Origin of the sequence: Streptococcus mitis (genome assembly GCF_003944325.1) — a bacterium.
In the GTDB taxonomy this organism is placed as follows: domain Bacteria; phylum Bacillota; class Bacilli; order Lactobacillales; family Streptococcaceae; genus Streptococcus; species Streptococcus mitis_CW.
In genome coordinates, this window is record NZ_RJPX01000035.1 from 1 (window position 1) to 21,731 (window position 21,731).

Annotated in this window: 12 protein-coding genes; 3 read left to right on the forward strand and 9 right to left on the reverse strand. The window is 39.1% G+C overall.

Going from position 1 to position 21,731, the window contains the following annotated elements:
• The 6 genes from D8787_RS08950 to hprK all read right to left on the reverse strand — a co-directional run.
• The coding region (locus D8787_RS08950) for a Rib/alpha-like domain-containing protein (RefSeq protein ID WP_125423044.1) at positions 1 to 5,694 on the reverse strand (5,694 nt) is incomplete at its 3' end.
• Positions 5,695 to 6,461: 767 nt separating this feature from the next.
• On the reverse strand, positions 6,462 to 14,273 hold the full coding sequence (locus D8787_RS08955) for a G5 domain-containing protein (RefSeq protein ID WP_125423048.1): 7,812 nt from the start codon (positions 14,271 to 14,273) through the stop codon (positions 6,462 to 6,464).
• A gap of 515 nt (positions 14,274 to 14,788) precedes the next feature.
• Positions 14,789 to 15,184 carry a YtxH domain-containing protein gene (locus tag D8787_RS08960; RefSeq protein ID WP_084927365.1) on the reverse strand — a complete coding sequence of 132 codons (396 nt, stop codon included), beginning with the start codon at positions 15,182 to 15,184 and terminating at the stop codon, positions 14,789 to 14,791.
• Positions 15,185 to 15,199: 15 nt separating this feature from the next.
• Positions 15,200 to 15,583: a DUF948 domain-containing protein gene (locus tag D8787_RS08965; protein ID WP_125423051.1), complete on the reverse strand. Its 384-nt coding sequence runs from the start codon at positions 15,581 to 15,583 to the stop codon at positions 15,200 to 15,202.
• Entirely contained in the window at positions 15,584 to 16,372 is a 789-nt protein-coding gene (lgt, locus tag D8787_RS08970; protein WP_125423054.1) for a prolipoprotein diacylglyceryl transferase, read from the reverse strand.
• A complete protein-coding gene (gene hprK / locus D8787_RS08975) occupies positions 16,365 to 17,300 on the reverse strand; it encodes an HPr(Ser) kinase/phosphatase (protein ID WP_185776788.1) in 936 nt (311 codons plus the stop codon). The genes lgt and hprK overlap by 8 nt, the downstream gene beginning before the upstream one ends.
• 96 nt (positions 17,301 to 17,396) lie before the next feature.
• On the opposite strand from hprK, the gene D8787_RS11915 reads away from it, so the two are divergent.
• Positions 17,397 to 17,588, forward strand: coding sequence for a hypothetical protein (locus tag D8787_RS11915; protein WP_125423060.1), 192 nt, complete (start codon positions 17,397 to 17,399; stop codon positions 17,586 to 17,588).
• Positions 17,589 to 17,627: 39 nt separating this feature from the next.
• On the opposite strand, the gene rpsU is transcribed toward D8787_RS11915, so the two are convergent.
• Positions 17,628 to 17,804, reverse strand: a complete 177-nt coding sequence (gene rpsU / locus D8787_RS08985) for a 30S ribosomal protein S21 (protein WP_000048054.1) — start codon at positions 17,802 to 17,804, stop codon at positions 17,628 to 17,630.
• Positions 17,805 to 17,947: 143 nt separating this feature from the next.
• Complete coding sequence (locus D8787_RS08990; protein WP_000864592.1) at positions 17,948 to 18,655, reverse strand: glucosamine-6-phosphate deaminase; 708 nt, start codon at positions 18,653 to 18,655, stop codon at positions 17,948 to 17,950.
• Positions 18,656 to 18,805: 150 nt separating this feature from the next.
• On the opposite strand from D8787_RS08990, the gene queA reads away from it, so the two are divergent.
• Together queA and D8787_RS09005 are read left to right on the forward strand one after the other, a co-directional pair.
• Positions 18,806 to 19,834, forward strand: coding sequence for a tRNA preQ1(34) S-adenosylmethionine ribosyltransferase-isomerase QueA (gene queA / locus D8787_RS08995; protein ID WP_125423066.1), 1,029 nt, complete (start codon positions 18,806 to 18,808; stop codon positions 19,832 to 19,834).
• A 569-nt stretch (positions 19,835 to 20,403) separates the two neighbouring features.
• Complete coding sequence (locus D8787_RS09005) at positions 20,404 to 21,012, forward strand: hypothetical protein (protein WP_125423070.1); 609 nt, start codon at positions 20,404 to 20,406, stop codon at positions 21,010 to 21,012.
• A 97-nt stretch (positions 21,013 to 21,109) separates the two neighbouring features.
• On the opposite strand, the gene D8787_RS09010 is transcribed toward D8787_RS09005, so the two are convergent.
• The coding region (locus tag D8787_RS09010) for a group II intron maturase-specific domain-containing protein (RefSeq protein WP_260471389.1) at positions 21,110 to 21,731 on the reverse strand (622 nt) is incomplete at its 5' end.

The window sequence follows — 21,731 nt, forward strand, 5'->3', positions numbered from 1 at the left end:
GCCATCTGTTACGACTTTCTCTCCTTTAACACCTGGTAATTTCACTTTTGTGCCATTTGGTACGCCGCTTACTGTCACGTCCACATTTCCAGTTGTTGGATCTTGCGTTCCTACTGTAAAGGTTGGNGTGCCACTTTCTACCAATTTCTTAGGAATTGTGATGTCACTTGTGCCTTCTTTTGGAAGTTTGCCTTCTTCTTGCGCACTTCCTTTTCCAGTCTGTGGTGTTGCTGGTAATTCGTCATTTGGCAATGTTACTTTGCCATCTGTTACGACTTTCTCTCCTTTAACACCTGGTAATTTCACTTTTGTGCCATTTGGTACGCCGCTTACTGTCACNTCCACATTTCCAGTTGTTGGATCTTGCGTTCCTACTGTAAAGGTTGGGGTTTTTGTTACATCTCGTTGGACCACTACTGGAATGGTTACGGTGACTGGGATGTCTCCTGTACGGCTGACCGTTACTGGAATATTCACTGTCTTCTCTGTTTCATCGCCAGTCCATTCGATACCAGTTGGTTTTCCTGTGACTTTTCCATCCGTTCCTACTGTCAATCCATTCGTTGGCGTTGCTGTGAATGTCGCATCGTCTTTGTTTGGATTGATAACTTTTTCAGTACTTGTATAAGGTTGTCCTTCTACTGCTGGGTTGGTAGGATTTTTCTCACCTGCTTTTAGCACTTCTTCTACAGCTACGTCTACTTCATCTTTACTTCTATCTGGATAAGTTACTTCTACAGTAACATAGTTCTTACCATTCTTAACAGTTACTCTACCATTATCTTTCAGAGTTTTTGTAACTCCACCATCTTGAGTAGCTTCTGGTGAAAGATTTGGTACTGTTACAGAGTTTTTGATTTTATCTCCATCTGGTTGACTAATTGTGCCGATATTTCCTACTTTAACAGTTGTTCCTGCTGTCGGTGTATATTTCTCATTTTGAGCTTTAACATCTACTTTAAACTGAACAGTTGTTGTATTCGCTGGATTAGACTTGTCTGAAACTGTAACGGTTACGACTTTTGCTTCTACTGTTGCAGTTTTATCTACTTTTCCTGTTGTAGGTTTTGTCAATGGTGTTGCATCTGTTGCAGTGTCACTTGTTCGGTTATTAGTATCTGGTGTTAATCCAGTTGGTAAGTTTGTAATCGTTAAGTTTTGAACTTTTCCAGTATTATCTGAAGCTTTCACAGTAACTGTCGCATTTTCGCCACGATATACTGTTACTTTCGGCAATGCGTTTGTTACTGTTGATTCTGAAAGTGTTACATCCCTGTTATCACTAACAAGTTTCACTGTTGGTTTTACAGTTTCGTTAACTTTTACTTTTACTTCAATTACTTTATATGGATTTACTTGAGTTGCTGCTGCTGAATCTGAGCCTGCTTCTCTTGTTTTTGGTAATGTAACTTTTACATAACGTGTTTCTTCTCCATATGTTGATACCGTTAAGTTTGTTGTTGCTGCTCCCGAAGCATTTGCTACCCACTCATAGGTTGTTCCTGCTGGTAGGTTTTGAGAGTTTGTAGCTTTCATAACAGCAGATTGAGCTTGAGTATTTGTTAATGTCGAACCGTAAGTTGCTTCTACTTTCGTTGTGTTAGCTACTACGTCATACACCGTATGAACAATTTCTCCACTATATGAAAGTCTAGCAGCTTCTTCTGCTTGGTTTGTAAATCTACCTTCTCTGAACCTAGCTCCAAGTTTATAGCGATACTCTCCAACACCAGCAGTAATATCTGATGCAATTTGGCTATTCATATTATTATCACTTGAAACTTTCTTGAAGACTTTTCGACCACCTTCAACAGTTTCTTTCTCAACAAACCAAGACATACCTTGACGTAATCCTTGATTTACATAATAATCTGATGCTCCATTTCCTCTTGAAACGCCTGCAAAATCGTAAACTTTGTTTGCTACTGGGAAGTTTTGAATAACTTCATAAGTAACTGGCACTACTACTGGGTTTGAACCTTGGAAAGTTACCGTTACATTTGTTGTTTTACTTCCTCTACTTGCTGTATCTAGACTAGCCGCTACAGTTGCTGTACTTGGTAATTCTTCTTTTTGTGCCCCATTAGGTAAGTAAACAAATTTTCTTAATTCTTCATTAGAGATTGTTTCACCTTTAACAACATAAATTGTTGGTTGTTTTTGTACATTCGTATTTTGTTGTACTTCAACTGACACTTCATCTTTACTTCTATCTGGATAAGTTACTTCTACAGTGACATATTTCTTACCATTCTTAACCGTTACTCTACCGCTATCTTTTAGAGTTTTTGTAATTCCATCTCGAGTAGCTTCTTGTGAAAGATTTGGCACAGTTACAGAATTTTTGATTTTCTCTAAATCTGAATTGCTAATACTTCCAATATTATTAACTGCTACTGGAGTTGTTCCTGCTGTCGGTGTATATTTCTCATTTTGAGCTTTAACATCTACTTTAAACTGAACTGTTGTTGTATTCGCTGGAGTTGACTTATCTGAAACTGTAACGGTTGCGACTTTTGCTTCTACTGTTGCTGATTTATCTACTTTTCCTGTTGTAGGTTTTGTCAATGGTGTTGCATCTGTAGCATTGTCACTTGTTCGGTTATTAGTATCTGGCGTTAATCCAGTTGGTAAGTTTGTAATCGTTAAGTTTTGAACTTTTCCAGTATTATCTGAAGCTTTCACAGTAACTGTCGCAGTTTCACCACGATATACTGTTACTTTCGGCAATGCGTTTGTTGCTGTTGATTCTGAAAGTGTTGTGTCAGATCCATTATCACCAACAAGTTTTACTGTTGGTTTAACATTATCCGTCACATTAAACGTTATTGGTATTGCTTTTTGTTTAGGTGAATAGATTGTATAATTTACACGATCTATTTCTTTCGTATTCTTCACAGCAGGGAATACAGCCGTAGCAAAATACTTAGTAACATTCCCTAATTCGTTTAAATTTGTTGTATTAGGAACATCAGTAGTTGTGATTGTGCTACGATTTAATTCTATCCATTTAAACTGCATACCAGTTGGATAGTACTTATCGTTCTCTACAGTATTACTTTCTGCCACTTTGAAGTGATCATGAGGATTTCCTAATGCACTTCCAAGAGCACGATTTTCTGTCGTACTATTTTTTGCTTGAATATCTACAATACGATATTTAAATCTATATGTTGCACTATTACGACCATCCGTCGCCGTTACAGTGGCAGTACTTTCTCCAAATGGAGCGTCAGGTGCTACAGTATTTTCTGGAATTGTATAACTTAAATCTTTACTTCCATTTGTCGAAACATTTGCAACTCCTTTTGGAAGATCTGTAATAGATAAAGTGACATTATTCTTGTCATCTTGAACTCTAAATGTTGGATTAAAGTTTGCTCCACGATAAATAATAAAACGATTATCATCCGCATTTGGTGTTAATGCTTTTCCGTTAATTGATACTGTTGGAGCCACTCTGTCAGGAACTTCTGTTGGAGTTGCAGGTGCACTAAGCTCTGACTCTACTGTACCATTATTTTGGACAGTTGTTCTAGCTGTAATGGCTGTAGACGGCAATGCTTCTGATACTCTAATTGTAGCAATTGATCCAGTAGTGTTCCCAGTTCCAATAACCTTAGTACCACTATATAAGGTCACTGTTGAACCAGTAGGCACTCCATTACCTACATTTACAGTAACCGTTTGCCCAGTCTTCCCTGCTTTTTCATTTACAGAATTTTGGTCAATCACAGGTTGCTTTGGAACCACTTTCAATGTTGCATCAGTAGTATTTGAAGTATTATCAGAGTACTGTGCTTTCACTCTATAACGAAATACCCCTGCTGTAGTCGTACTTGGTCTCCCATTCGGCCAACTCCACTGGATATCTGCAGGGAAGTTATTATTTCGTGTTACGAAACCAGCATCCACCGGCCTATCTAGATTCCCAAGAGATTCATCGACTTTCTTTGTAACCTCTCTACCGCTAATAGGGTATCTTGCACTTTGTTTAACAGTCGGTTCTACATTTTCTGTATCTTCTTTTCCTGATCCAAAAACATAGGATTGGTTTGTTGTCGATCCATAAGTACCTGCAATGGCTAGGATAAATGCTTTTTTAACAGCTTCATCCGTTATACCTGATCTTAATTTTGCTTTAAAATGCATATGTACAGCGGCTGTTGGATTATTGGTTCTCACCCCTATACCATAACTCCAACCCTTGTTTACTCCATCTAATGCCACTGCTTTTTTTAAAAAGGGATCTTCTTTATTGTTTTTAAAATAATCTTTCATATCTTGATTATATGAGCTACCACTCTGACGAACACCTAAATTGTAAAGATATGTTAGATTCCCTCTCGATTGTTCATGATCATTTAAAAAGTGAAAATGTTGAGTTGACTCATAAGTGAATTTATCAGGATTTTGAGAAAGAGTCCCGCTTTCATTTTGATTATTTCTTCTATATATGTCATAGTGTAAATCTCTAATAGTGTCTGGCTTATAAGCACCGTTAGATTGTAAATCTAAAATTTTTGGAGGTAAAATAACATTATATAATTGTTGTCTACTCAACCTAACCATTGACTTACCATCATTGTTAAAGAAAATATCATAAACTGCATATTTCACACCGCCAATTGTCTCAATTCGAGCGGTCATATCCACTTTATTTTCTGTAAATTGTCTGTCGTCATTTCTAACTCTTCCATTTTCGTCAGTTGCACGGAATCGTTGATAACTTAATAGATTATCTTGGTTAGTCCATCTTGAAGATACAGCTGCTGCTCTTTCGCCAGTACCTTGAGCCATTCTCTGACCATTACGAGGGTCATGAGAACCTGAACTCAAACGTGTTGTAGCATTTTTAACAGAAGTAAACATTCTCTTCACAAGTTTGTTCATTTGTTCAACATCTGTTAGAGAGACTGTAGTATTCTGAAGAACGTCTTGAGCTAATACCATGACTTCATTGGCTTTTTTAAGAACTTCTTTCGTCGTATCATGTTCAGGAACTTCTGAAATTGCTACTTGCAATTGATCAACAGATACTTTCAAAGAATCTTTTTTAGCTGAAACTGTTTGATTCTCTTCACTTGCTCTTACTTCAGAAGAAGATTGGATCACTGGCTTTTCAGCCTCAGTTCCAGCATTACTTTCTCGAACCTTGTTTGATTCTTTTACCGCATTAGATAAAGTAGCTAAATCAGCAGACAAAAGTTCTTTTAGTTCATTTATATCTTTTTGAACTGCATCAGCTTTATCTAGTAATGCCTGAGCTCTCTGAACTCTTTCTTTTACAGAAGAAAGCACTGAATCGTCAAGGTTTAATTTAGTTGAAAGAAGAGAATTTAATTCTTCAACTACTGTTCTTAACTGACTTTTATCAACCGTATTACTACTATTTTCAACAAGTGCAGTTTCTTTATTTTCTAAAGAATTATTGACCACTTCTAATTTATTTTCAGTAGGTTCCTTAGTAGCCACAGGCGAGTTGCCCTTATCATTAGGTTGTACTACACCCGCCGTAGATTGCGAACTGCTTCCGCTTACGGTATCCGCACTAGCAACGCGCGCACCTAAAAACATCAGTGCTGCAACAGCTACTGAAGCCGCACCAAAGCTATATTTACGAATAGAGAAGCGTAGAACCTTTTCACGTTGGTGACGCTTTATTCTATTGAGTGAATTTGATTTATTTTCCATTTTTCCTCCTTATGTTAAGACATAAAATCAAATTAAAAAGTAATTTTTTATAGTTAAACCCAAGTAGGAATATAACCATAAAAAATCACTATGATGAGCATTTTACACATCACAGCTATCACAGCTATCACAGCTATCACAGCTATCACAGCTATCACAGCTAGATTATACCATTTTTAACATATTCAATCAAACAAAAACAGTATAAATAAGGCTGATTTTAAGATTTTAATAAAACGTAACCAAGAAGTCTATAATAATTAAAAACAGCTCTTCATAACAATAAATATCCTACCCTTAATTTCAAAATCTTCTTCAGATATCTTCTATAAATATAAATTTATATTATTTTAAAATCAACTTCAGAAACTTTCGTCTTAGAAACAAATAGATGATAGTTTTAATTAAAAATCCTATCATTGATTCTCTATGACTATCATTTCAAAGTATGCACTTATACAACGATATTTCTTGAATAGGCTATCAATAAACAGGGAACTTTGATTTCAAATGAGTATAATGGGTTGAAGCTAGGATAGTATAACACGACTCCTAATTCATTTTTAGAAATTAATCTAATCCCCATAATCGATTTGTACACATTTATTTCAGTCCACTATCTCTTAGTACGATTATTGATACCTACTTTTTCGAAAATACAACAACAGCCTTGTACCTCTGAAAATGAGGAACAAAGCCGTTTCTTGATCTTTTGTATTCATTGCCCACCTAACAATGATCCATTCATATTTGACTAAATGTTTATTTTAGTCTTCTTTTTTCTTTCCAAGAGCAAGTCCGAGACCACCTAACATGCCAAGAAGTCCTAGAGAGGCAAGAGTCGCATTTGATTCTGTTCCTGTATTTGGCAATACATTTTGAGAATCATTTGACTTAGCACCATTGTCAATAGTAGTATGAGTATCTACCTGATCTACATTCGAATTAACTGCATTTGGAGTTGTTGGTGCAGGTATATCTTGACCAGAACCTCCATTAGTAGCAGGTGTAACTGGCGTATCAAGTGTCACTGGCGCAACTGGAATGGTATTTGTATTTGAACCTACTTTTCTGAAAATGTGGGTCATTACTGGTGCATTTTCATCAATCATTGTTCTTACAAATTCATATCCTGGAATTAATCCATGTCCAGCATCCTTTTCATTACCTGTCTTAACGGATGGTTTCAATACATTTCCATCTTCATCAATCCAGAGAACCTCAATCATTAGCTCTGGCAATTCAATTGAATCCGCTAATACACCGTTTTCAAAAATTGTTACCTTAGCTAGAGTTGTTACATTAGGAACTTCCACAGCTGATTTATCTGGCTCAGTAATCTTACTTGTACCTGAGAGTTTACCTTCTGGGAGATCACTGTTTGGTACTTTACCTTTACCATCTTCACCTGGGATCTCTACCTTAGTTCCTGATGGGTATGTTAAGTCATCTGGCTTAGGAGATTGTTCTAACTCTATTTTTGTTTCTTTACTTGTTCCATATGTTCGAACTGTTGTCGGAGTTACCTTACCTGTTTTTGGATCAACTTCATAGCTAGTGGTATCAATCACATCACGACCTTCAGAATCTTTAGATTGTTCAACCTTTGTTTTCGCACCAACTTTAACGATTGTCTTACCTGCTGGGGTGATTAGTGGATTTCCAACGTGTTCTGTGATATGACCGTCGTTTGGATCTACATCGTAAGTGGTTATAGTAACTGTTTTACCTTTTTCACCCTCAGTACGCTGGTCTGGTGTACCGAAGTCTTTTTCTACATCTTTAACGTATTCCACTTCTGGTTCAATCGGGGTTTCTACGACTTTATCCTTAGCTGGAACTTTAACAACGGTATTAGTTGGTTCTTTCGTACGAACTGGCTGATCTTCAGTTACGGTAATCTTACCAGTATTAGGTTCCACAGTGTAAGTGGTTGTGATACTATCTTCACCGTCCTCACCTTTAACAGTAGTGGAGGCTGTATCTTTTTCTTTCGTATTATCTTTTTCATAAACTACTGGAGACGGTACTACTCTCTTCTCAACTGTGGGTTCTTTACTTGTTCCATATGTTCGAACTGTTGTCGGAGTTACCTTACCTGTTTTTGGATCAACTTCATAGCTAGTGGTATCAATCACATCACGACCTTCAGAATCTTTAGATTGTTCAACCTTTGTTTTCGCACCAACTTTAACGATTGTCTTACCTGCTGGGGTAACGACTGGGTTACCAACATGTTCTGTGATATGACCGTCGTTTGGATCTACATCGTAAGTGGTTGTAGTAACTGTTTTACCTTTTTCACCCTCAGTACGCTGGTCTGGTGTACCGAAGTCTTTTTCTACATCTTTAACGTATTCCACTTCTTGTTCAATCGGGGTTTCTACTACTTTGTCTTTGGTTGCGACTTTAACAATTGTTTCTGTTGGTTTTACTACTACTGGTTCTCCTGCTCTTTCTGTAATTGTTCCATCTGCTGGATTTACTTCGTAAGTAGTTGTTACTGTGCGTGAACCTGATTGGCCTGCTTCTTCCACATTTGGTTGATCTTTGTCGCGTGTATCATCTTTTACGTATTTCTTAGGTGATAGGATTTCTGTTGTTTCTACTTTATCCTTCGCTGCGACTTTGACAATAGTATTAGTTGGTTCTTTCGTACGAACTGGTTGACCTTCACTTGCTGTAATCTTTCCAGTATGAGGATCCACAGTGTAAATGGTTGTGATAGTGTCTTCACCATCTTCACCTTTAACAGTAGTTGGGGCTGTACCTTTTTCTTTCGTATCGTCTTTTTCATAGATAACAGGGGATGGTACAGGTCGTGTCTCAATTGTTGGTTCTTTACTTGTTCCATAAGTTCGAACAGTTGTTGGAGTTACCTTACCTGTTTTTGGATCAACTTCATAGGTAGTAGTATCAATCACATCACGACCTTCAGGATCTTTAGATTGTTCAACCTTAGTTTTCGCACCAACTTTAACGATTGTCTTACCTGCTGGGGTGATTACTGGATTTCCAACGTGTTCTGTGATATGACCGTCCTTTGGATCTACATCGTAAGTGGTTGTAGTAACTGTTTTACCTTTTTCACCCTCAGTACGCTGACCTGGTGTACCGAAGTCTTTTTCTACATCTTTAACGTATTCCACTTCTTGTTCAATCGGGGTTTCTACTACTTTGTCTTTGGCTGGGATCTTGACTACTGTAGGCGTTGCGGGAACTACCACTGCCGGTTCTTCATGCGGAACGAGGCTACCGTCTGCAGGGTTAACAGTATAAGTTGTAGTGACTGTTCTAGTACCTGGAGTACCAGCCATTGCTACATTAGCTTCACCTTTGACTCTTGTGGCGTCTTTTTCATAACGAACACTTGGCTGTAATGGTGTAACAACAACTGTAGCTTTCGTGCCATTTGGACTGGTAATGTCTTTCCTTACTGTTGGAGTAAGAGCACCTGTACTGGCATTGACCGCGTAAGTTGTAGTCTTCTTAACAACATCATCGCCTTCTTTGAGGTATTCAGTCTCATCTTTAGCTGGCACTTTGACCACTGTCGGAGTTGAAGGGGTGATAACTGGTTGGCCTTCATGTGGAATAAGACTGCCGTCTGCAGGGTTAACAGTATAGGTTGTGGTTACTGTTCTTGTTCCTGGTGTACCAGCTACTGTGATTTTTGATTCACCTTTGGCTCTTGTGGCGTCTTTTTCATAACGCACACTTGGCTCAAGTGGTGTAACAACAACTGTTGATTTAGCGCCGTTTCTCTTGAAGATTTCTGTTGTCTCTGTTGGAGTCAGTTCACCTGTACTTGCACTGACTTGGTAGCTGGTCGTCTTCTTAACAACGTCATCACCTTCTTTGAAGTATTCAACCTCATCTTTAGCTGGCACTTTGACCACTATAGGTCTTGATGGGACTACTACTGCAGGTTCTTCACGTGGAATGAGGCTGCCATCTGTAGGATTCACAGTATAGGTTATAGTGACTGTTCTAGTGCCTGGAGTACCAGCTATTGTGATTTTTGCTTCACCTTTGGCTCTTGTGGCATCTTTCTCATAACGCACACTTGACTCAAGTGGTGTAACAACAACTGTTGATTTGGCACCATTTGGACTGGTAATTTCTTTCCTTACAGTTGGAGTAAGGGCACCGGTGCTTGCATTCACTTCGTAGCTGGTTGTCTTCTTAACAACGTCATCTCCTTCTTTGAAGTATTCAATCTCATCTTTAGCTGGGACCTTGACCACTGTAGGAGTTGACGATTTGATAACTGGTTGGCCTTCATGTGGAATAAGGCTACCATCTGTAGGATTAACCGTGTAGGTTGTAGTTACTGTGCTTGTACCTGAAGTACCAGCTACTGTAATTTTTGCTTCACCTTTGACTCTTGTGGCGTCTTTTTCATAACGAACACTTGGCTTAAGTGATGTAACCACAACTTTAGATTTGGCACCTTTTGGATTGGTAATTTCTTTCCTTACAGTTGGAGTAAGGGCACCGGTGCTTGCATTCACTTCGTAGCTGGTTGTCTTCTTAACAACGTCATCTCCTTCTTTGAAGTATTCAATCTCATCTTTAGCTGGGACCTTGACCACTGTAGGAGTTGACGATTTGATAACTGGTTTTCCTTCATGTGGAATAAGGCTACCATCTGTCGAATTGACTGTGTAGGTTGTGGTTACTGTGCTTGTTCCTGGAGTACCAGTTTCTGTGATTTTTACTTCACCTTTGGCTCTTGTGGCATCTTTCTCATAACGAACACTTGGCTCAAGTGGCGTAACGGCAACTGTAGATTTAGCGCCATTTTGTTTGAAGATTTCCTTTTTCTCTGTTGGAGTAAGAGCACCGGTACTTGAATTGACCGCATAAGTGGTGGTCTTCTTAACAACATTATCGCCATCTTTGAGGTATTCAACCTCATCTTTAGCTGGCACTTTGACCACTATAGAAGTTGACGATTTGATAACTGGTTGGCCTTCATGCGGAATAAGGCTACCGTCTGCAGGGTTAACAGTATAGGTTGTGGTTACTGTTCTTGTTCCTGGTGTACCAGCTACTGTGATTTTTGATTCACCTTTGGCTCTTGTGGCGTCTTTTTCATAACGCACACTTGACTCAAGTGGTGTAACAACAACTGTAGATTTGGCACCATTTGGACTGGTAATTTCTTTCCTTACAGTTGGAGTAAGGGCACCGGTACTTGCATTCACTTCGTAGCTGGTTGTCTTCTTAACAACGTCATCACCTTCTTTGAAGTATTCAACCTCATCTTGAGCTGGCACTTTGACCACTGTCGGTTTTGATGGGACTACTACTGCAGGTTCCTCATGCGGAACGAGGCTACCGTCTACAGGGTTAACAGTATAGGTTGTGGTTACTGTTCTGGTACCTGGAATACCAGCTACTGTGATTTTTGATTCACCTTTGGCTCTTGTGGCGTCTTTTTCATAACGCACACTTGGATCAAGTGGCGTAACGGCAACTGTGGATTTAGCGCCATTTGGACTGGTAATTTCTTTCCTTACTGTTGGAGTAAGAACACCTGTACTTGCATTCACTTCGTAGCTGGTTGTCTTCTTAACAACGTCATCGCCTTCTTTGAGATATTCAACCTCATCTTGAGCTGGCACTTTGACCACTGTAGGAGTTGACGGTTTGATAACTGGTTTTCCTTCATGTGGAATAAGGCTACCATCTGTAGGATTAACCGTGTAGGTGGTAGTTACTGTGCTTGTACCTGAAGTACCAGCTACTGTAATTTTTGCTTCACCTTTGACTCTTGTGGCGTCTTTTTCATAACGCACACTTGACTCAAGTGGTGTAACAACAACTGTAGATTTGGCACCATTTGGACTGGTAATTTCTTTCCTTACTGTTGGAGTAAGGGCACCGGTGCTTGCATTGACCGCGTAAGTTGTAGTCTTCTTAACAACATCATCGCCTTCTTTGAGGTATGCAACCTCATCCTTAGCTGGGACTTTGACCACTGTCGGTTTTGATGGGACTACCACTGCTGGTTCTTCATGCGGAATAGGACTACCATCTGTCGAATTGACTGTGTAGGTTGTGGTTACTGTTCTTGTACCTGGAATACCAGCTACTGTGATTTTTACTTCACCTTTAGCTCTTGTGGCGTCTTTTTCATAACGAACACTTGGCTCAAGTGGTGTAACGACAACTGTTGATTTAGCGCCATTTCGCTTGAAGATTTCTCTTGTCTCTATTGGAGTAAGGGAACCCGTGCTTGCATTAACTGAGTAGGTTGTGGTCTTCTTAATAACATCGTCGCCTTCTTTGAGGTATTCAATCTTATCTTTAGCTGGAACTTTGACCACTGTAGGAGTTGACGGTTTGATAACGGGTTGTCCTTCATGCGGAATGAGGCTACCATCTGTAGGATTAACAGTGTAGGTGGTAGTGACTGTTCTAGTGCCTGGAGTACCAGCTACTGTTACATTAGCTTCACCTTTGGCTCTTGTGGCGTCTTTTTCATAACGCACACTTGGCTCAAGTGGCGTAACAACAACCTTGGTCTTAGCGCCATCTTTCTTGAAAACTTCCTTTTTCTCTATTGGAGTAAGGGCACCGGTGCTTGCATTGACCGCGTAAGTTGTAGTCTTCTTAACAACATCATCGCCTTCTTTAAGGTATTCAATCTCATCTTTAGCTGGCACTTTGACCACTGTAGGTTTTGATGGGACTATCACTGCTGGTTCTTCATGCGGAATAAGTCTACCATCTGTCGGATTAACAGTGTAAGTGGTAGTGACTGTTCTAGTACCTGGAGTACCAGCTGTTGTTACATTAGCTTCACCTTTAGCTCTTGTGGCGTCTTTTTCATAACGAACACTTGGCTCAAGTGGTGTAACGACAACTGTTGATTTAGCGCCATTTCGCTTGAACACTTCATCAAGTGTATTTTTAGTAATCTGTCCTGTATCAGGATCTTTGATACTAACAGTTGTTGACTTAATGACATCATCTCCGCGTTTACTATATACAGAAGTTTCTCCAACTTTTTCTACAGATTTGACTGTTGTAATTTTTTTATCTTGATAACCTGTCCCATCTAAGGAAATTCGTTTCCCTGACATGAACTCTGATCGTCTATTAATCATATCGGCTTCAAAATAAGAACGTGAACTATGACCTCCGCTTGTTCGTCCAACATTTATAACAACATCACTATCATTGCTGACGCCTTTTCTTATCGTCGAATCATTATCAACAATATAATGTGTCATTTTCCCAGACTTAGCTATTTTTTTACTATCTAGACCTTTCTGCCAAAATTCATTACTGGAAAAGAAATTGGTCACAACTTTTGGGGCATTAAAGGTTGTTCCTTTTTTTAATACATTATTATAAAAGTTTCTATAAGCCCGCTGTTCTTTAGAAGACATGACTCTGCTATCAGAATATGCCAACTGATAGGCTTCAACCATTGCCCGTTGTACTAAATATCCTCCTAAAGAGTGTCCTGTCAAATATAGATTGGTAATGCTCTTATCTTTAGCCAGTTCACGCATGATATTTTCTGCATCGATCCCTTGTTGAGGATTGCTTCCTGTTCCAAGTCTTATATCAGCTCCTATATCTTTGGCATCACTTGTTCCACGAAATGCTAATACTTGTGCAGTTCCATTTGGTAAATATAAGAAATCACTCTTAGTTTCATACAAGACAGCATCTAGTCCGCTAGAGGTATGGTAACTTTTCTTCCTTTCCCAATAAGGCCCCAATTCCTTATTCATCATCATATACTCATAACGTGGTCTACTATCACCATTCTTTTTATATAACTCTGACTCTGTTAAGGGTCTCTTATGATCCAGCACTCTATCAATATAATTATCATCACGGTAGGACAATTCCATGAACATAATCATATCGCGCTCACTGACATTCCATTTTAATTTTTCATCTGGCTTTTCTTTACTGTCAATAATACCATCACCATCAGTATCTTCTAACATAGGATGACTATTGTAGCCTACATACTTTTTCCCGCCTTTTTCATAAATATAAAGTTCATCTTTATCCTTCAAGTAATCATCATCTGTATAAGCTTCTGGACTTAACTTAGGGCCGTTTAGTAACAAACTGTCAAGCTTATTACCTTCTGAACCGATTACTCCTGCTTTGATTTTTTTAGCATCTTCCTCAGTCAATTCATATTTTTTTATCTCGGAAGGATTTGATGCTGCTCTCACCGCTGGAGTGCTTGATCTGTCTTCACCCGCCACAGAAGCCCTTGTGGTCAAGCTATTATTGCCCATCTCCCCAGATGTCTCAAGTTCTGTAGTTCTTGTAGATATTATTGGAGTATCTTTTGGGGCTGGACTGGAAATAGAAGCTCGATTCTCTGGTGAACTTTGAGACTCTTGTTTTTTCTCCACAGTAGGGATCGAATTCTCCCTTTCAGAATTAGCTCCTATCTCTGTTGCCAAATTATTTTCCGTAGAAGCCAGTACTCCCTGGGATGGTGTAAACAAGATAATTCCTATTAATACGGAAGCCACTCCAACTGAAAACTTTCGAATCGAAAAACGTTGACGTTTATTAAAAATGTCTTTCATTTTACCAACTTTCTTTCTCACTATTTTTTACAAAATAGAGGGTTCTAATATTTTTCTTTGACAGAATACTGAATCGTTTCTTGACTAAAATTTTAGAGCTTTTCCTCTACTTGATCATAAACGACCACATTAATTTCTAATCATAGAAAAATGGATCGATTAATATTACTAAAATATCAGTAAAATATAAAAAATGTAAATATTTTACTTTCAACACTGCCATTATACCATAAAAAATCATGACACTCATGTGTTTTAAAAAAGGTTTATCAAAAAGTCTTTATACTCAATGAAAATCAAAGAGCAAACTAGGAAACTAGCCGCAGGCTGCTCAAAACACTGTTTTGAGGTTGCAGATAGCGTTGACGTGGTTTGAAGAGATTTTCGAAGAGTATTAAAATCAAAAAACGCATAATATCAGGTATTGAATGAAAACCTTGATACTATGCGTTTTATCTTATACATTTCACTAAATTTGCGACTACTATTTGAATCTTTATCCAACTCTGTCAAATCTAGATTTTTTCTTCTTTGATATCAATCACAATCTCTTCTGATTGGTCAAGAGTTTCGGCTTTTTCTTGCCATTGCTCCTTGAGATTATTGAATTGATCTTTTGATGCTTCTGTTGCTTGACGGGCACATGATTTGGCTTGAGCAAGTACACTGTCCACAGTGATTTCACCTGACTCAACCTGTTCTTTGGTTTTAAGAACAAAATCTGTAGCCTGCTCCTTAACTTCTGTCAGTTTTTCACAGATCTGCTCTTTGGCATACTCAGGATCTTCTCTTAAATCATCCAGAAAATCTTGAGCCTGACTGCAAACTTGTTTGCCCTTGTCGCTTGTTAAAAACAAGGCAAGAGCTGCACCTGAAACGGTTCCTAAAAGGATTGAGGATAGTTTACCCATAAGGATTCTCCTTTTTTATTTTTTGAAAAATTTACTTGCAAGACGAAGAGCTGACAAACTTGCACCAGTCTTGAGTGTTTTTGAACCAGCTGATGAAGCTTTCTTGCTCAAGACACGCGCATGGTCATTGAGGTCTGAAACAGATAGAGATAAATCAGCAACAGCACTAAAGAGTGGATCAATCGTTGCCACCTTGACATTGATATCATCTGCCAAGACATTGACCTTAGCCAACAATTCATTGGTATGGTGCAAGGTTACATCCACATCTGAAGTCAAGGTTTTAATCGTCTTCTCTGTTTCATCTATAACACGACCAAGTTTTTGTACAGTGATAATCAGATAGAACAAAAAGACAATCAAAGCTAGGGCAACAAGAATATATGCAACTTCTAACATTTAGTTTTCCTCCTCTGCAACATAGTAAGGGGCCTTCTTTCGATTTTGATATAGAATGATAAAAATACCGAAACCGATAAGGACAACTGATAGCCATTGAGACACTCGAAGTCCAAAGAACATGAGGCTATCTGTTCGCATGCCTTCGATAACCATACGACCGAAACCATACCAAATCAAGTAGAAAGCAGTGATATGACCTCGTCTGAGGCTCTTCCATTTTCGTCTCAATATCAAAATTAAAGCAAATCCAAGCAGATTCCATAGAGACTCATAAAGGAAGGTCGGCTGACGGTAGCTCCCTTCAATATACATCTGGTCACGGATGAAGCTAGGCAAATAATCCAAATTATCCACCGCTGCACCGTAGGCTTCTTGGTTAAAGAAATTGCCCCAGCGACCTAAACTTTGGGCAATCATGACGCTAGGCGCCGCGATATCTAGAAAATCCCAAGTATTGATAAGTTTGCGATCAGCAAAGATATAGAGAACAAGAGCCCCTGTAATCAAACCACCGTAAATGGCCAAACCACCATTCCAAATGGCAAAAATCTCTCCTAAATTCTGACTATAGTAATCAAGACGGAAAATGACATAGTAGAGACGAGCTCCTAAAATAGCCAGAGGAAAGGCTACCAAGATAAAATCTAAAATATCGTCTGGTATGATCTTCTTTCTAGGCGCTTCTTTCATGGTCAAATAAACTGCAAGAATCAAACCTGTCACAATACACAAGGCATACCAACGAATGGCTAGAGGGCCAAGATGAATAGCAATTGGATCAAGCATCATGCACCTCGTTTTGAGCAATAAGATTTGTCAAGCGTTCTTCAAACAAACGCGTCGCATCAAAGCCCATTTCCTTAGCACGATAATTCATGGCAGCAGCCTCAATCACGACAGAGATATTTCGGCCTGTTTTCACTGGAATACGGATACGAGGAATGGCTACGCCAGAAATTTCTAATTCCTCAGCATTGTTTCCAAGACGATCAAAGGTCTTATGCGTATCATAGTTTTCCAAGTAAACAGCTAGCTGGACTTGTGAAGAATCCTTGACCGCACTCGCACCGTAGAGGCTCATAACATCGATAATCCCAACCCCACGAATTTCAATCAAGTGCTTCAAGATTTCAGCAGGTTCTCCCCAAAGAGTTATTTCATCCTTAGAATAAATATCTACCCGATCATCGGCTACCAAGCGGTGACCACGTTTGACAAGTTCCAGGCCTGTCTCACTCTTACCGATACCACTATCACCTTGAATCAAGACACCCATTCCATAGATATCCATCAAAACCCCATGAACACTGGTACGTTCTGCCAAACGAGAATCAAGGTAATTAGATAACTCTCCAGACAAACGACTGGTCGCCGTACGGCTGGTTAAAATGGCAATCTTACACTCTCTAGCTGCCTTTAACATTTCTTCTGGAACCACCAAACCACGAGCAACAATGACCGCAGGTGTCTCAGGTAGAAACATTTTTTTCAAAACTTCATAACGGCTGTTAGAAGGCATGCCAATCAGATATGACCACTCCTTCATCCCCAATAGTTGTATCCGTTCTGGAGTATAGTAATCAAAATAACCTGTCATTTCAAGACCAGGTCGCGTAATGTCCGCTGTATTGATTTCCTTTTCAAGCAATTCTGGTTCGCCATAGACAATGTCTAGTCTAAGCTTTTCTATCACTTCTTTTACTAAAACCGACATCATTTCCTCCTTCAAGTGAGTTCTTCTCTCTATTATATCAAATTGTAGGAGGATATTTCAGATTTTTGCAGGCTTTGGAGTATTTATTTATACTCAATGAAAATCAAAGAGCAAACTAGGAAACTAGCCGCAGGTTACTCAAAACACCGTTTTGAGGTTGTAGATGGAACTGACGTAGTCAGCTCAAAGCACTGCTTTGAGGTTGTAGATGAAACTGACGAAGTCAGTAACCATATCTACGGCAAGGCGACGTTGACGTGGTTTGAAGAGATTTTCGAAGAGTATTAAAAGAAAAAGGACTAGATTTCTCCAGCCTTTCATTTCTAATTAGAATTTTTTACGTTTACGAGCTGCTTCTGATTTACGTTTACGTTTTACAGAAGGTTTTTCATAGAATTCACGTTTGCGTGTTTCTTGAAGAGTACCAGCTTTAGTAACCGCACGTTTGAAACGACGAAGTGCGTCGTCAAGAGATTCATTCTTACGTACTACTGTTTTAGACATTTTTTTCACTCCCTTCAAGTTCAGTATCTATTATATTCTACACGTAAAAGGAATAATTGTCAAGAAAAAATACGGTTTAATTTTGATTTTTTCTGCCATTTATACAAGAGTTGAAACCACTCATTCCAAAGGGTTTCACTTTTTTATTTTTCTAACAAGCTGAGCGCTTCAGCATCTGCGATGATAGTCACATCCGGGTGATTCTGTAGGCTACTTGCTGGCAAACTCTCAGTCACTGGACCAGACACTGTTCCGGCAATAGCTTCTGCTTTTGATTCACCGTAAGCAAAGAGAAGGATAGACTTGGCATCCAAGATATTTTTAATCCCCATTGAAATGGCTTGGGTTGGGACATCTTCAATCTTGTCAAAGAAGCGCGCATTGGCTTCAATAGTAGACTGATCAAGTTCTACTAGATGCGTTTGACTGTCAAATGGAGTACCAGGTTCATTAAATCCGATATGTCCATTACGACCGATTCCCAAGATTTGGAGGTCAACTGGATGGTCAGCCAAAATTTGATTGTAGCGTTCAACTTCAGCTTCAGCATTGTCCTTAACCCCACGAGGCAGGAAACTTTCTTTAAATGGTTTTTGGTTAAACAAGTTTTCTTGCATGAAGTAACGATAAGACTGTGGATTGTCCCCATCAAGCCCTACATACTCATCAAGGTTGACACTGGTTAGATTTGAAAAATCAAGGTCACTCTCAACAATTTCCTTGTAAAATTCAAGTGGGCTACTTCCTGTCGCAAGTCCTAGGGTTTGAGCGCCGTTGGCCAATTTTTCCTTCAAAATCTCAAAAGCAACTTTTCCACCTTCGATTTGATTTTCAACTTTAATAACTTTCATCTTTTCATCCTCCGTTTTAATCTATATTCATTATATGGTATAGACCAATTTTTGTCAAGTGAAAACGATTTAATTTCTAAAAAAAGAGCGTCCAAACTTGAAACATGTTATAATGGATAGGATTAGAACTTAGAAAGAATGAACAGATATATGAATACAGCTGATTTTGATTTCCACTTGCCAGAGGAATTGATTGCCCAAACGCCCCTTAAAAAACGGGATGCCTCTAAACTCCTCATTGTCAATCGTGAGACGGGAGAAATGCAGGATAAACACTTCCACTCTATTATTGATATGCTGGAACCTGGTGATGCCCTTGTCATGAACGATACCCGTGTTCTCCCCGCCCGCCTCTATGGTCAAAAGGAAGAAACTGGAGGCCATGTGGAACTTCTCCTACTCAAAAATACTAGTGGTGATGAGTGGGAAGTTCTGGCTAAACCTGCCAAACGCCTCAAGGTCGGAACTCGTGTCAGCTTTGGTGATGGTCGCCTCAGCGCTGTCGTTACGGAAGAATTAACTCACGGAGGCCGTATAGTCCGCTTTGAGTACCAAGGAATTTTCCTAGAAGTTTTGGAAAGTCTGGGTGAAATGCCGCTGCCGCCTTATATCCATGAAAAACTGGATGACCGTGAACGTTATCAAACCGTCTACGCTAAAGAAAGTGGCTCTGCTGCAGCACCAACTGCTGGACTTCACTTCACCAAAGAACTACTGGCAGAAATCCAAGCCAAGGGTGTCCATCTGGTCTATCTAACTCTCCATGTCGGACTCGGAACCTTTAGACCCGTTTCTGTGGATAATCTGGACGAACACGAAATGCACTCAGAATTCTACCAGCTTTCTGAGGAAGCAGCTGCTACCCTTCGCTTTGTTAAGGAAAATGGTGGTCGCGTTATCGCTGTTGGAACCACTTCTATCCGCACTTTGGAGACTATTGGTTCCAAGTTTGATGGGCAAATCCAAGCAGATTCTGGCTGGACCAATATCTTTATCAAACCTGGCTACCAATGGAAGATTGTGGATGCCTTCTCAACCAACTTCCACCTGCCAAAATCAACTCTGGTCATGTTGGTTTCTGCCTTTGCAGGCCGTGAATTAGTCTTAGATGCCTACCACCATGCCATTCAAGAGCACTATCGCTTCTTTAGTTTTGGCGATGCCATGTTTATCTATTAATTTTCAAAATCAAAAAACGCATATTATCAGGCATTATCCTTTAGTGCTCTAAGCTTTTCTAATGATAGACAAGGTCGCAAAAAAGTCTGAAAAGCTCTCAGAATTGCCCTCTCAGCACCGAAAATACGTGAAATTTGCATAATTAAAATAAATTTCAGGGGGAGTTATACAAAAAAACGACGATTTAAATCGTCGTTTTACTTATATAAATATGCAATCTTTTTTTGAAAATACGTCTATTTATTTTTTATTGTTTTTTATTGTACTGCAGACCCAAGCGAATGAACATAGGTTGTAAAAAGCAAATGAAAAAACTGCGAGGATAATAGCTTCTGTGCCAAAATAACCCATTTCGAGACCGTTTTTCAACAACAACAAGCCTATAGTTTCGATAACGATCAAATATAAAAATATATAAAAAATTTTCGCCTTAAGCATATTGTTACCGCTTTCTTTTTATTTGGTTTTATTGTATAATAAAAGTTGAAAAAAATCAAAAATACAAAGGAGTTTCCGTTATGTCTAAGATGTCTAAATGCATGTGTTTGCTAGCTATGTCTGTTTTCTGTATGTCTAGCATTTCCCCGTCGCTTGCTGTTTTTGCTGATGATAGCTTATCGGCAAACTCTAAAGTTGTATCTGGTGAGACTCAGTTTAAGAATGGCTCATCAGTGCGGTTCGGAGATACGCAAGTAAATATTTTAAGCGATGAAGTTCTTGAGGTGGTCAATCCAGATGGAAGTGTAGACACTATTGAACAACGTGCTGATGGTGTCTATATCAATGGGTCATTTTATATGGCTTATCAAAAGAATGAAATCGACCTAAATATATCTTTTAGATCATACGATCCTAATGTTTGGAATTACGTCAACACAATACATGGGAATAAACAAGCTAACACATTCGCTAATTTCATGGCTGATGCTGGACTAAGTTTTATAATTAGTAAGATAGGTGCTGTATTGGGAGGTCCATGGGGTGCAATAATTGGTGGAGCATTTTGGGGTATACAAGCTTATGAGAGTTACTTGGAGTCACAAAGCCCATATCCATACTACATAACAAATACTTATATCCATGTTGCTCAAAGAAAATGGAAGTTTATCACTGGATACTATAGAAACTCAGATTATACTGGGTATGAAAAAACCGAAACAAGCTACGTGAATTTCTAAAATATAAGAGTCTGGGACAATAGTCTCTTGTCATCGAGTAGGGGATAATCTCTAGCCCCTCTCACACCACCGTACGTGCCGTTCGGCATACGGCGGTTCAACTAACTTTTAACGCATGTCGTTCAAGGTAATAATCCAAACACGAAACCAGTCCACGTTTNTNAAGGACTGGTTTTGATATAGCNCGTTTAAGTACCGACTTCTGAGCTACTAATTGATAGTGGTCACCCCAGCCAGATACCTTATCTGCTATCCATTTAGGAACTCCTAACTTAAGCAATCCCCATAATCGTCTAGATTTCTTCTTCCATTGCTTCCAGATAATCACTCGTAGGCGAGTACGCAAGCGCTCATCTATGCTGGTGACAATACTTTTCATATTTCCCAATGAGAAATAGTTTATCCATCCTCGAATAGANAAATTCAGTTGTTCAATACGTCTTGTTAAATCTACACTCCACTTCCTCTGTGTTAGTTTCTTCAATTTAANCTTAAATCTCCGAACACTATCTTGATGGGGGCGACTTTTCCAACCAGCTGATGATTTCCAGAACCCGAAACCTAAATATTTCAACTCTCTTGGTCTAGTAATCTTAGTCTTGGTTATGTTTACTTTCAAACCTAGCCGTTTCTCAATAAAACGACTGACTGAATACATCACACGCTTAGCGGCAGCCTCGCTTCCGACCGTAATCACGCAATCATCTGCGTAGCGCACA